Origin of the sequence: Chenggangzhangella methanolivorans (assembly GCF_019797865.1) — a bacterium.
Taxonomy (GTDB): Bacteria; Pseudomonadota; Alphaproteobacteria; order Rhizobiales; family Methylopilaceae; genus Methylopila; species Methylopila methanolivorans.
Genome location: NZ_CP081869.1, coordinates 2660648 through 2673498, shown reverse-complemented (window position 1 = coordinate 2673498; position 12851 = coordinate 2660648). Strand labels below are relative to the sequence as shown.

Below are 12851 nucleotides of genomic sequence, written 5' to 3'. Positions count from 1 at the left end.
CCGCGGCCGCCGATCCCTCACGCCGCGCCAAGAGACCGCGAAACCTCGTGCGCGCCGCGACATACGATCTGTCCGATCCGGTCGATGTCGGAGTCCGGCAGCCGATGGGTCGGTCCGGAGATCGAGAGGCCTGCGACCGCCTCCCCGTAGGCGTTGAGGATCGTAGCCGCCACGCAGCGCATGCCGGTCGTGCGTTCCTCGTCGTCGAAGGCGTAGCCGCGCTCGCGCGTCGCGGCGAGTTCGTCCCGAAGCTGCGCGAGCGAGGTCACGGTCTTGTCCGTGAAGCGTTCGAACGTCCGGCTCCTGAACATCGCGTCGAGGCGCGCGTCCTCGTAGCGGCTGAGCAGGGCTTTGCCGATCCCCGACGCGTGCATCGGGCGAGAGCGTCCCCGGCGGAAAGAACGCCCGGATCGATTCCTGCGTCTCCACCTGGCTGACGAAGAGAACCGCGCCGTCCTTCTCGACCCCGAGATTGGAGGTTTCGCCGGTCTCGCGCATCAGCGCCCGCATCACCGGACGGCTGCGCTCGACCGCCGAGGCGCCGCGCAGGAAGGCCGAGCCGAGACGATAGGTCTCCGCCCCGATCCGCCACTCCTGCCGGCCGGCGCTGATCTCCACGAAGCTGCGGCGTTCGAGCGTCGACAGCACCCGGTGCATGGTCGCCACCGACTGGTCGAGCGCGACCGCAAGCTCCGACAGGGTGACGCCGTCGCGCTCGGCGAGAAAGCCGAGCACGTCGAGCGCGCGATCGAGCGCCTGGATCGTGTCGGTGGGCTTTGCGCCGCCAAATCCCTTCGGCCGGCCACGCCGACGCATGCCGGTCTCCATTCGATTTCCCCCTTCGCCACGACGCAAGCGCACGCCGATGATTTTCCATCTGATGGAAAAAGCCAATCGACTGATTGGAATATGCTTTTATCGATTCTATTGAAAATGAAAAATTTTTTCAAAAAAATTTTCAACTGCACCGTCAAGCGTTAGTTTCGTGAGACGCTTAAGGAGAAATCCGCGATGTTCTCGCAAAACCCCGTCTTCATTCCCGGACCGACAAATATTCCGGAGATCCTGCGCAAATCCGTTGACGTCCCGACGATGGATCATCGTTCGTCGCACTTCGGCGATATTCTGCATCCGGCGCTCGCCGGCGCAAAGAAGGTGCTGAAAACGGAAAGCGCCGAAGTCTTCGTGTTCCCTTCGACCGGGACCGGGGGCTGGGAGACGGCGATCTCGAACACGCTGAATCCGGGCAACAAGGTGCTGGCCGCGCGCCACGGCATGTTCAGCCGCCGTTGGATCGACATGTGCGGACGCCACGGGCTCGACGTCGTCGTGGTCGAGGCGACGTGGGGCGCGGCGCTGCCGGCCGATCGCTACGAGGAGATCCTCACGGCCGACCGGGCGCATGAAATCAAGGCCGTTCTCGTCACCCACAATGAGACAGCGACCGGCGTCCGCTCGGACGTCGCCGCCGTCCGCCGCGCTCGACGCCGCCGGCCATCCGGCGCTCCTCCTCGTCGACGGGGTGAGCTCGATCGGCTCGATGGACTTCCGCATGGACGAGTGGGGCGTCGACGTCGCGGTGACGGGTTCGCAGAAGGGCTTCATGCTGCCCGCGGGCCTTGCGATCGTGGCGTTCTCGCCGAAGGCGCTTGCGGCGACCGAGACCGCGACGCTGCGCCGGTGCTTCTTCGACGTCCGCGACATGGGACGCAGCCAGGCGGCGGGCGGGTTTCCCTATACGCCTCCGGTCGGCCTGCTGAACGGGCTGAAGCTCGCGACTGGGCTGCTGCTCGCCGAAGGCCTCGACAACGTCTTCGCGCGCCATCGCCGCATCGCGGACGGCGTCCGGGCCGCCGTCGCCGCCTGGGGGCTCGAGCTCTGCGCCGAGCGGGCGGACATCCGCTCCGACACGGTGAGCGCCATCCGGACCCCGGTGGGCTTCGACGCGACGCGGATCGTGACGCATGCGGCGCAGGTCTACGACGTCGCCTTCGGCGTCGGGCTCGGCGATGTCGCCGGCAAGGTGTTCCGCATCGGTCATCTCGGCGCGCTCACCGACGTCATGGCGCTGTCGGGCGTCGCGGCCGCCGAAATGGCGATGGTCGATCTCGGCCTCGACGTGCGGCTCGGCTCGGGGGTCGCTGCGGCGCAGGAGGTCTATCGGCGCACCGCGGCCGCCGACCTTCGCGCGGCGGCCTGACGGGAGGCCCGCCGATGACGAGCCTTCCGACCTTCGACGAGATGCAGGCCGCCCATGAGCGCATCGCCCCTTACGTCCACCGCACCCCGGTGCTGACCTCGCGCTTCATTGACGAGGTCATGGGCGCCTCGCTGTTCTTCAAATGCGAGAACTTCCAGAAGGCCGGCGCCTTCAAAGCCCGCGGCGCGACCAACGCCGTGTTCGGCTGAGCGAGGAGCAGGCCCGCCGCGGCGTCGCCACCCATTCCTCGGGAAATCACGGCGCGTGCCTGTCCTATGCGGCAGGACGCCGGGGGGTGCCTTGTACGGTCGTGATGCCGCGCACCGCGCCCCAGGCAAAGAAGGATGCGGTTCAGGGCTATGGCGGCCGGGTGGTTGAATGTGAGCCTTCGACCTCCTCGCGCGAGGCGGTGTTCGCGGAAGTCGTGGCAGAAACCGGCGCGGAGTTTGTGCACCCCTACAACGATCCGCGCGTGATCGCAGGGCAAGGCACCTGCGCCCGCGAGCTGATCGAGCAGGTCGACGGGCTCGACGCCGTGATCGCGCCGATCGGCGGCGGCGGCATGGTGTCGGGGACGTGCCTGACGCTCTCCCATCTCGCGCCCGAAATCGCGATCTACGCCGGCGAGCCCGAGCAGGCCGACGACGCCGCGCGCAGCCTGAAGGCCGGCCGCATCATCGCCGACGACGCGCCGCACACCGTCGCTGACGGGCTGAAGGTCCCGCTGAAGGACCTCACCTGGAGCTTCGTCAGCCGCCACGTGACCGACATCCTCACGGTCTCCGAGGACGAGATCGTCGAGGCCATGAAGCTCATGTGGAAGCGCATGAAGGTCGTCGTGGAGCCGTCGAGCGCTGTGCCGCTCGCAGCTCTCCTGAAGAACCGGGCCGCCTTCGCGGGCAAGCGCGTCGGCGTCATCGTCACCGGGGGCAACGTCGACATCGACGCGCTGCCCTGGACCGCTCCGCGGGCGTGAGGAAGGAAACCAAATGACCATCGCATCCAGTCTCGTGGGCCTCGAGGTCGGCTTTGACGTGCCGGCCTTGCCGGGCATGCGCGAGGACGAGATCCAGACGCCCTGCCTCGTGCTCGACCTCGACGCGCTCGAGCGCAACGTCGTCAAGATGGGCGATTACGCCCGCGAGAAGGGCATGCGCCACCGCGCGCATGGCAAGATGCACAAGTCGGTCGACGTGCTGCGCCTGCAGATGGAGCGCGGCGGCGCGATTGGCGTGTGCTGCCAGAAGGTTCCGAGGCCGAAGTGTTCGCGCGCGCCGGCATCGACGACATCCTCGTGTCCAACCAGGTGCGCGAGCCGGCCAAGATCGACCGCCTGTCGCGCCTTCCTGCGCTCGGCGCCCGCATCTTGGTCTGCGTCGACGATCTTGCGAACGTCGCCGAACTCTCGGCAGCCGCGCAGAAGAACAAGACGACGATCGGCTGCCTGATCGAGATCGACTGCGGCGCGGGGCGCTGCGGCGTGAAGACGGCGGCGGACGTGGTCGCACTCGCCCGCGCGATCGTGAGGGCCGACGGCCTGACGTTCGACGGCATCCAGGCCTATCAGGGCGCGATGCAGCACCTCGACCGCTACGAGGACCGCCGGGCCAAGCTCGACGCCGCGATCGCACAGGTGGCCGAGGCCGTCGACGCGCTGAAGGCCGAGGGTCTGGATCCCCGGCTCGTTAGCGGCGGCGGCACCGGCAGCTACTATTTCGAAGCCGCCTCGGGCGTCTACAACGAGCTGCAGTGCGGCAGTTACGCGTTCATGGACGCCGACTACGGCCGCATCCTCGACCAGGACGGGCGGCGGATCGACCAGGGTGAATGGGAGAACGCGCTCTTCATCCTGACGAGCGTGATGAGCCACGCCAAGGCCGACAAGGCGATCTGCGATGCGGGCCTCAAGGCCCAGTCGGTCGATTCCGGCCTGCCCTTCGTCTACGGGCGCGACGACGTGAAATACGTCAAATGCTCCGACGAGCACGGCGTCATCGACGATCCGCACGGCGTGCTGAAGGTCAACGAGAAGCTGCGCCTCGTGCCCGGCCACTGCGACCCGACCTGCAACGTCCACGACTGGTATGTCGGCGTGCGCCGCGGCGTGGTCGAGACGGTGTGGCCGGTCTCGGCCCGCGGCAAGGCTTATTGAGCCCGGGGAAGGGACGCATCCGATGATCATCGTTCCGGAAGCTGCGATCGCAGGGCTCGTCACGGCCGCCGATTGCTATGACGCGGTCGAGAAGGTCTTCGCCTCCATGGCGAAGCGCTCGGCCTACAACTTCCCTGTCATCCGGGAGGCGATCGGCCATGCGGACGCGCTCTACGGATTCAAGTCGGGCTTTGACCGCGACAGCCTCACGCTCGGCCTGAAGTCGGGCGGGTTCTGGCCCGGGAACATGGCGAGGGCCTCACCAACCACCAGTCGACCGTGTTCCTGTTCGAGGCCGACACCGGCCGCTGCCGGGCGGTGGTCGGCGGCAACCTGCTGACGGCGCTGCGCACGGCCGCGGCCTCGGCGATCTCGATCCAGAGGCTGGCGCGCAAGGACGCGCGCACGATCGGCATGATCGGGGCCGGCCACCAGTCGGCCTTCCAGCTCCGCGCGGCGCTCGACCAGCGGCCCTTCGAGAAGGTGCTGGGCTGGAACGTCGATCCGTCCATGCTCGGGCGCCTCGAGGAGGTCGCGGCCGAACGCGGCGTCGCCTTCGAGGCGGTCGATCTCGACCGGCTGGGCGCAAGGTCCGACGTGATCGTGACCATCACCTCGTCCTTCGCGCCGATCCTCGAGGCCGCTCAGGTCCGGCCGGGCACGCACATCGCCTGCATGGGAACGGATACGAAGGGCAAGCAGGAGGTCGAAGCCGCGCTCCTTGGAAAGGCCAGCGTGTTCGCCGACGAGATCGCCCAGTCGGTCTCGATCGGCGAGGCCCAGCATGCGGTCGCGGCGGGGCTCGACGTCGGCGACATCGTCGAGATCGGTGCCGTAATCAATGGCGACCACCCCGGCCGCACTTCCGCCGAGGAGATCACGATCTTTGATGGCACTGGTGTTGGCCTTCAAGACCTCGCTGTCGCGTCCGCTGCAGTATCGCTTGCGCTCGAAAGGGGTATAACGGTCGAAGTAGCGTTCTAAGCAAAAGCGATATCTTCCAGGCCGGGCGCGAGCTTTCGGCCCCAAAAAGAGCGCGGCTTTCCGCCATAGCGGCCAGTCGCGTCTCGGAACAGCTCTTTCCCACCCGTATCAGGATCGTCAAAGATCTGATCCTGATCGCTGTGGCAACCGACCCCAGCAAAGTATCTATAAGAGATGGTGCCGCCAAAATCGGTGCAATGATTGCCCATGACAACGCTAGGGGCGTCGCTTGCGACTATTATCTTACAAAAGCATTGAGAGAGGGACGAAGCCAAGTCGGACTGCCTATGATGTCATGACTGTCCCTAGGTCATGCCCCAGCCGTCATCGCGGTAACGGTTCGCTCCAAGCGTACCGCTCCTTTTGCTTGAGAAGCCGGGGGTGACGGGTACCATCCGGCTGTAGAGTGAGCCCCCAAGAAAGCAGCTTGCGGTCTGGCTCGTTTGTCGATTTGGCGGCAGCTACTTCGACGAAATTGATTGTCTGCGTTTCTATAACGATCTGTGTGCGGGTCGCGACGCCAAGCTTCTGTATAATTGCGGAAACGTGGGCCTTAACGGTCGAAAGCCCAACGTTGAGTTCGTAAGCGATCTGCTTATTGACCATGCCGTTTTTAATGCAGGTCAGAACTTTAAGCTGCGCACTGGTCAACGTGCGGATCCGCTCCGCCACTTCGGCTTCGCGCGTGAGAGCGGTTGTCAAAGGCCGTGAAGACCGCCTCCGGAGAGCGCTGGGCACGTAGACCGCACCAGTAAGCATTGCGTCCACCGCAGCGTCGAATGTTAACCGCTCGGCTCGCTTGCTCACAAACCCGGCCGCGCCGAACCTGAGCGCAGCCCGGATCATATTCGGATCGTCAAGCCCCGACAGAATGGCGACGCGTGCTTTTGGCAGTCGCTCTCGGATCCCAAGTAGGCCTTCGAAACCCGTGACGCCTGACATTGCCAATTCTGTCAGGATGAGATCGATCTCAAGCCCATATGCGGCGTCACAGGCGGCGGCGATAGAGCCAAACTCGAGAACTCCGCACTCGGAAAACCGGGTGCGGAGACGATTGGCGACGGCCTCCCGGAAAATCGGATGATCATCGATCAAGAGAAAGCGCATCGAAGGCGTCCGTCACTGGCGTTCAGGGGAATTGAGTGCTCCGACGCCGCGCCAGGAGAAATTTGGCGCGGCGTCGGTCCGGGCGGGACAGGGGAAGACTTCGCCCCGCCCGTGCTCGTGTCAGCGGATCGCGACTTCCTTGGGCAACTTGAAGGCCCAGAAAGATCCGCCCTGATTGATGCCGGCGGTGGTCTTCGCCACGTCGCCGCCCCACAACGGAACGGCGCCGCCCCACCCAGCCGCGAAGCCTATCCACTGCTCGCCGTCCTGTTCCAGGTAATCGGCGACGAGACGACGCCGGTGCCGACGTTAAACTTCCAGAGTTCATCGCCCGTCTTGGAGTCGAAGGCCTTGATGTAGCCCTCGGACGTGCCGGTGAAGAGCAGTCCGCCTGCAGTGGTCAGAACACCGCCCCAGAGCGGAGCCTTGTTCTTGTACTCCCACACGACCTTTCCGGTCGCCGGATCCATCGCCTTGAGCGAGCCGATGTGGTCCTCGAAGGTCGGCTTGATTTCGAAGCCTGCGCCGAGATAGGCCGCGCCCTTCTTGTAAGCGATCGGCTCGTTCCAGATGTTCATTCCCCACTCGTTGGATGGAATATAGAACAGTCCGGTATCGGGGCTGTAGGAAACTGGGTTCCAGTTCTTGCCGCCGAGGAAACCCGGAGTCGCGCGAACCACAACGCCCTTCTTGCCATCGGCCGACTTCGACGGGTCGCCGGGACGGTTCGCCTCGATGTAGATCGGGCGACCCTCGGGCGTGTACCCACTGGCCCAGTTGACGTTCGCTACGAACGGCGTAGCGGAGATGAACTTGCCGTTGGTGCGGTCAAGGACGAAGAAGAAGCCGTTGCGGTCGGCGGTGGCTCCGGCCTTGATGGTCTTGCCGTCCTTCTTGAGGTCGAACGACACGAACTCGTTCACGCCGTCATAGTCCCAGCCGTCATGCGGGGTGGTCTGGAAGCCCCACTTGATCTCGCCGGTATCCGGGTCAAGCGCGATGCGCGACGACGTCCACTTGTTATCGCCGGGACGCATCCAGCTGTTCCACGGGCCGGGGTTGCCGGTGCCGAAGTAGATCAGGTTCGTTTCGGCGTCATAGGTGCCACCGAGCCACGTGGCGCCGCCGCCGTACTTCCACATGTCGCCCGGCCAAGTCTCGTTTGTCTTGCCAGTCACAGTCGAGGGCTTGCCGTTAAGCTCGCCCATATGACCCTCGATCACCGGACGCTTCCAGATGATCTCGCCGGTTTCCGGATCGCGTGCTTCGACGCGGCCCACGACGCCGAACTCGCCGCCTGAGACGCCCGAGATGAGCTTGCCCTTCACGATCATCGGTGAGGCCGTGTAGGAGAAGCCGGACTTAAAGTCGTCGATCTGCTTCTTCCACTTTACCTTGCCGTTTTTGGCGTCGAGCGCGACCATCTGCGCGTCGAGCGTGCCGAAGATGAACATATCTTTGTAGAGCACGCCGCCGCGGTTCACGACGTCGCAACAGGGCAGGATGCCCTCAGGAAGGCGGGCGTTGTATTCCCAGATTTTCTCGCCGGTGCGGGAATTGATTGCCCAGGCGCGGCTATACGAGCCGGTGACGTAGATCACGCCGTCCTTGACGAGCGCCTGGCTCTCCTGGCCGCGCTGCTTCTCGCCGCCGAAGGAGAATGAATAGGCCGGAATAAGGCCCTTGATGTTGTTGCGGTTGAGCGTCTTCAGCGGGCTGTAGCGCTGGCCCTGGTTGCCAAGGCCGTTGGTGACGACGTCGTTGGTCGTCGCGGCGTCGTTGGCGATGTCCTCGTCGGTGACCGCGAAAGCAGGCGTCGAAAGGCCTGCGAGGAGCGCCGTCGCGGCGCAGGCAGCGAGAAATGCGGAACGAGATGTCATTTAGGTCTTCTCCCGAATTCGTCCTTCTGGACGCTTTGTGTTCGTTTGATCGTCTGCAGAGGCCGTCGCCGCTTCGGCTTCGGGTCCGAGAACCCGAAGACCACCCCATTGTCGCGGCGGCGGTCGTTGTCGCGCCCTCTCGGGACGTCCCGTCGCTCGGGCGGGAAAGATCTCCTTTCAGGTCAAGACGGCTCTGAGCGCCGTCGATTGCGGAACCGCTCCTGCGGAGCCGACGTCGCGGCCGCGCGAGAGAATGAGAAACCGGGGCCTCGATCGATCGAGGAGGGTGCGGCCCCCGCGCGGTCCTGTCCGAAAGGACGGAAAGCGCGGGGGCCGCGAGGCGCGCCAGGCAGGAGCGCGTCAGCTCAACCCGCGAGGGTCACGCGTCAGTCGTCGAGCGCGAACACCCACACAGTGCCGCCCTGCGGGGAGTCCTTCTCCCAGCCGTAGCGATCGGCCATCAGGTTCTGAACCCACGCGGCGTCGACGCCCCAGCCGGAGACGACGGCGATGTACTGCTTGCCGTCGACAGAGAAGCTGGTGGGGGGCGAGATGATGCCGGAGTTGGTCTTGAACTCCCACAGCAGGTCGCCGGACTTGCCGTCATAGGCGCGGAACATGCGGTCGTTGGTGCCGCCGGCGAAGATCAGGCCGGTCGAGGTGGTCATGATCGACCCCCAGTTCCACGACCCGGGATAGGTCGTGCGCCACACTTCCTTCGTGCTGGCGGCGTCGACGGCCTGAATGCCGCCGATGAACTTGAAGCCTTCCTCGATCGTGATCTTGATGTCCTGAGGCTCCACGCCCGCGTACCACTGACCCGGAACGCGCTCCTGCACCTTGCCGCCGTAGGCCATGCAGTGGTTGTCGTTGAACGGGACGTAGAGAATCCCGGTCTTCGGGTTGTACGCTTCGTACGGCCAGTCCTTACCGCCCCAGATGCTCGGGCAGTACATGCGCTCCTTGCCGTGCCGGGCTTGGCTTCTTCGTTGTAGGTCGGACGGCCGGTCTTGGGGTCGACGCTCTTGAAGACGTTGTTCTTCACGAACGGGCGGGCGTCGACGAAGTTGATCTTGCCGCCGTCGGCCGCGTGATTGAGGCGATACAGGTAGCCGTTGCGCTGCGCGCTGATGAGGTTGGGCTGTTTGACGCCGTTCTTCTCGAGGTCGATCAGGGTCGGCGGGTTCATGGCCGCCCAGTCCCAGGAGTCGTTCCAGTGATACTGGAAGTGGCTCTTGATCTTGCCGGTGTCGGGATCCATCGCGATCGTGGAGGCGACGTAGAGGTTGTCGCCCGGACGCTGGTCGCCGACCCAGGGCGAACCGTTGCCGACGCCCCAGTAGAGAACGCCGTTCTTTACGTCGTAATTGCCCGGCATCCACATCGTGGCGCCGCCGATCTTCCAGGCGTCCTTCCACTGGCCTTCATGCGGCCAGGTCTCCGAGCCGGGCTCGCCCGGGGCCGGAATGCCGTAGGTCGTCCAGACTTCCTTGCCGGTCTGGGCGTCGAAGGCCTTCAGGAAGCCGCGGACGCCGAACTCGCCGCCCGACGGGCCGATGATGACCTTGCCGTTCACCGCGACCGGAGCCGAGGTGATGTAGGCGCCGTCCTGCCAGTCGCAGACGACGGATTCCCAGGCGACCTTGCCGGTCTTGGCGTCGAGGGCGGTCAGCTTGCAGTCCGCGCCGCCGACATAGACCTTGTCGCCCCAGAGCGCGACGCCGCGGTTGGTGACGTGAAACGCGCTGAAGCCTTCCGGGAACTCGCGCTTGTAGCGCCAGATCTGCTCGCCGGTGGCCGCCTTGATGGCGATCACTTGGTTGTAAGGCGTGGCCACGAACATGACGCCGTCATTGACGATCGCAGGCGCTTCGTGACCGGAGGTCACGCCGGTCGAGAAGCTCCAGACGGGCCGAAGCTTCTTGACGTTCTTGGCCGTGATCTGATCGAGCGCGGTATAGCTCCAACCGGCGTAGTTGCCCTTGGCCATCAGCCAGTTTTCGGGCTCCGGATTGGACATTCTTTCTTGAGTGACGGGTTTATAGTGTTCAAGCGGACCCGCATTCGCCGCTCCCGACAGAGCCAGCGCGGCAATAGCCGTCGCCGTCGCGAACTTAAGCATAGATGCATTCCCCTTTGTCTTTTCTTGAGAAGGTCCGGCGTCCCGGCGCTTACTTGCGTTGCGCGCCGATGGGGCCGGAGAACGGACCCGCGACCACGATCGCGTCTCCGGTCGTCTGCAGAGGGAGGTTCGAGAGCCGGCGCTCGGCCGGGCCGTGAACCACCTTGCCTTTGTCCGCGATGTCGAATTCCGACTCGTGGCACGGACAGAGCAGTGTCTTGTCGTTGCGCATGCCCGTGACCGGGCAGCCGTTGTGGGTGCAGATCGCCGAGTAGGCGACGACGCCGTTCCAGGAAACCGAGCGCGTCTCCACCGACAGGACCGCGGGATCGACGCGCGTCAGGACCACCTGGTTGGTCCGCGCCTTGCGGGCCTCGCCGGATTCGGGATCGGCCGGGTAGGCGAGCCTTGGCGAGCCGATGACGAGGTCTTCGGGAACGACTGGCTGGCCGGCCTTGGGTCCAGAGAGATGGACGAAGCGGTCGCCCGGCTGGGGCGGCATCGGCGAGGCCGGCGTCTGGGCCCAGGCGGGCGTCACGGCGGCGGCGGCGAGCGCCGCGGCGGCTGTGGCGAGAACGTCTCTGCGTCCGAACTCGGCGGAAGATCCGCAGCCGCAGGGCGTCGCCGTCGCGCCATCAGGTGTCGTGCGATCGTCTTGAGTTCGTGTCAAGGTCTTTATTCCTATACTCTGGATGTCCGTGGTTCGACGCCGCTGCTTTGGCGTCGGCGCCGATGTCGCCGTCTGTCCTGGAAGATCCCCGGGACGCGACGGGATCGGGCCCCCGGCCGATCCCGTCGCGCTTGTCCCGCCGCCGCCCGCCGAAGGCCGAAGCCGGATGCCCGGCGACGGCTTTCAGTCAGCGGTCACGCGGGCGCGCCGTCACCCGAGGCGGGTGGTGATGGCCTTGGTCTCGAGGTAGTTGTTGAGCACGGCCTGGCCCATCTCGCGGCCCCAGCCCGACTGCTTGTAGCCGCCGAAGGGCAGCGCGGCGTCGAAGATGTGGTAGCAGTTGACCCACACGGTGCCGGCCTTCAGGCGATGCGCGATCGACTGCGCCTTGGCCGTGTTGGTCGACCACACGCCAGCCGCAAGGCCGTAGATCGAGTTGTTGGCTTCGGCGATCAGCGCGTCGTCGACGTCGTCGAAGGGCGCGGCCACCAGCACCGGGCCGAAGATCTCCTCGGCGACCACGCGCATGGAGGGCGTGGTGTTGGTGAAGATCGTCGGCGGCACGAAATAGCCCTGACCGCCCACGCCCGCGCCGCCGCAGACCGCGGTCGCGCCCTGCTGCCGGCCCGAGGCCAGCAGACCCGTTACGCGGTCGTACTGCACCTGGGAGACGAGCGGACCCATCTCGGTGTCGGGGTTGAGCCCGTGGCCGAGCTTGATCTTGGCCGCTTCCGCCGCCACACCCTCGACCACGCGGTCGAAGATTGAGCGGTGGACGAAGAGGCGCGAACCGGCGTTGCAGCACTGGCCGTGGTTGAAGAACACCGCGGCGGTCGCGCCTTGGATGGCGAGTTCCACGTCGGCGTCGGCGAGCACGATGTTGGGCGACTTGCCGCCCAGCTCGAGCGAGACCTTCTTGAGATTGCCGGCCGAGGCCTTGACGATCAGGCGGCCGACGTCGGTCGAGCCGGTAAACGCCACCTTGTCGACGTCGGGGTGCGCCGAGAGCGCCGCGCCCGCGGTCTCGCCGAAGCCCGCGATGATGTTGACGACGCCTGCCGGAACGCCCGCTTCGAGGATCAACTCGCCGAGGCGGAGCGCCGAAAGCGGGGTCTCTTCGGCGACCTTCAGGACCACCGTGCAGCCGGTGGTGAGCGCCGGGCCGAGCTTCCAGGCCGCCATCAGCAGCGGGAAGTTCCACGGGATGATCTGGCCGACGACGCCGATCGGCTCCGGGCGGGTCGCAGAGAAGAAGTCGACGCCGGGCGCTGCGAGCGCCGAGATCGAGATCGTCTTGCCTTCGATCTTGGTTGCCCAGCCGGCCATGTAGTGGAACATGTCGGCCGAGAGCGTCACGTCGGCGGCGCGGGCGACGTGCTTGGGCTTGCCGTTGTCGAGCGCCTCGAGGGTCGCGAGTTCATCGGCGTGCTCGAGCACGAGGTCGCCGAGCTTATGGATGATGCGTCCGCGCTCGGACGGGGTCATGCGGGCCCACGGGCCGCTCTCGAAGGCGCGGCGGGCGGCCTTGACCGCAAGATCGATGTCGGCGGCGTCGCCCTCGGCCACGTCTGCGATCTTCTCGCCGGTCGCCGGGTCGAAGACCGGAAAGGTCTTGCCCGAGAGCGCCGGAACCCACTTGCCGTCGATCAGCAGGGGGCGGGGCTGCGCGAGCCAGGCTTCGATCGACGGGCAGACCTTGGGTCGGCTGGTCGGAATGTTGACGTTGACGTTCATTT

The 12851-nt window shown here is 65.7% G+C and carries 5 protein-coding genes and 6 pseudogenes; 4 read left to right on the top strand and 7 right to left on the bottom strand.

Features of this window, described 5'->3' with window-relative positions; genetic code table 11:
* Window positions 1-17: 17 nt before the first annotated feature.
* Window positions 18-828 (bottom strand): annotated as a pseudogene (gene bhcR / locus K6K41_RS14150) (HTH-type transcriptional regulator BhcR).
* A 183-nt stretch (window positions 829-1011) separates the two neighbouring features.
* Here bhcR and bhcA point away from each other — a divergent pair.
* The 4 pseudogenes from bhcA (at window position 1012) to bhcD (ending at window position 5336) form a co-directional block, all read left to right on the top strand.
* Window positions 1012-2200, top strand: a pseudogene (bhcA, locus tag K6K41_RS14145) (L-aspartate--glyoxylate aminotransferase BhcA).
* Window positions 2201-2214: 14 nt separating this feature from the next.
* A pseudogene (gene bhcB / locus K6K41_RS14140) lies at window positions 2215-3176 on the top strand (beta-hydroxyaspartate dehydratase BhcB).
* 13 nt (window positions 3177-3189) lie between these two features.
* Window positions 3190-4352, top strand: a pseudogene (gene bhcC, locus K6K41_RS14135) (3-hydroxy-D-aspartate aldolase BhcC).
* A 22-nt stretch (window positions 4353-4374) separates the two neighbouring features.
* A pseudogene (bhcD, locus tag K6K41_RS14130) lies at window positions 4375-5336 on the top strand (iminosuccinate reductase BhcD).
* Window positions 5337-5660: 324 nt separating this feature from the next.
* Here the strand turns inward: bhcD and K6K41_RS14125 are convergent.
* From K6K41_RS14125 to K6K41_RS14100, 6 genes and pseudogenes are all read right to left on the bottom strand, one after another.
* On the bottom strand, window positions 5661-6443 hold the full coding sequence (locus K6K41_RS14125; RefSeq protein ID WP_261405549.1) for a response regulator transcription factor: 783 nt from the start codon (window positions 6441-6443) through the stop codon (window positions 5661-5663).
* Between the two features lie 120 nt (window positions 6444-6563).
* Window positions 6564-8323: pseudogene (locus K6K41_RS14120) on the bottom strand (PQQ-dependent methanol/ethanol family dehydrogenase).
* A gap of 386 nt (window positions 8324-8709) precedes the next feature.
* Window positions 8710-8991, bottom strand: a complete 282-nt coding sequence (locus K6K41_RS14115; RefSeq protein WP_261405548.1) for a hypothetical protein — start codon at window positions 8989-8991, stop codon at window positions 8710-8712.
* The gene (locus K6K41_RS14110; RefSeq protein WP_261405547.1) at window positions 8988-10343 is read right to left on the bottom strand and encodes an outer membrane protein assembly factor BamB family protein; all 1356 of its coding nucleotides are present in this window, start codon (window positions 10341-10343) and stop codon (window positions 8988-8990) included. The genes K6K41_RS14115 and K6K41_RS14110 overlap by 4 nt, the downstream gene beginning before the upstream one ends.
* Before the next feature lie 151 nt (window positions 10344-10494).
* Window positions 10495-10983: a QcrA and Rieske domain-containing protein gene (locus tag K6K41_RS14105; protein WP_261405546.1), complete on the bottom strand. Its 489-nt coding sequence runs from the start codon at window positions 10981-10983 to the stop codon at window positions 10495-10497.
* A 342-nt stretch (window positions 10984-11325) separates the two neighbouring features.
* The gene (locus K6K41_RS14100) at window positions 11326-12849 is read right to left on the bottom strand and encodes an aldehyde dehydrogenase family protein (protein ID WP_261405545.1); all 1524 of its coding nucleotides are present in this window, start codon (window positions 12847-12849) and stop codon (window positions 11326-11328) included.
* Window positions 12850-12851: the final 2 nt, after the last annotated feature.

Excerpts from the sequence above, each read along its gene's own strand:
- K6K41_RS14125 (WP_261405549.1), bottom strand. The coding sequence starts at position 6,443 with ATGCGCTTTCTCTTGATCGATGATCATCCGATTTTCCGGGAGGCCGTC.
- K6K41_RS14115 (WP_261405548.1), bottom strand. The coding sequence starts at position 8,991 with ATGACCACCTCGACCGGCCTGATCTTCGCCGGCGGCACCAACGACCGC.
- K6K41_RS14110 (WP_261405547.1), bottom strand. The coding sequence starts at position 10,343 with ATGTCCAATCCGGAGCCCGAAAACTGGCTGATGGCCAAGGGCAACTAC.
- K6K41_RS14100 (WP_261405545.1), bottom strand. The coding sequence starts at position 12,849 with ATGAACGTCAACGTCAACATTCCGACCAGCCGACCCAAGGTCTGCCCG.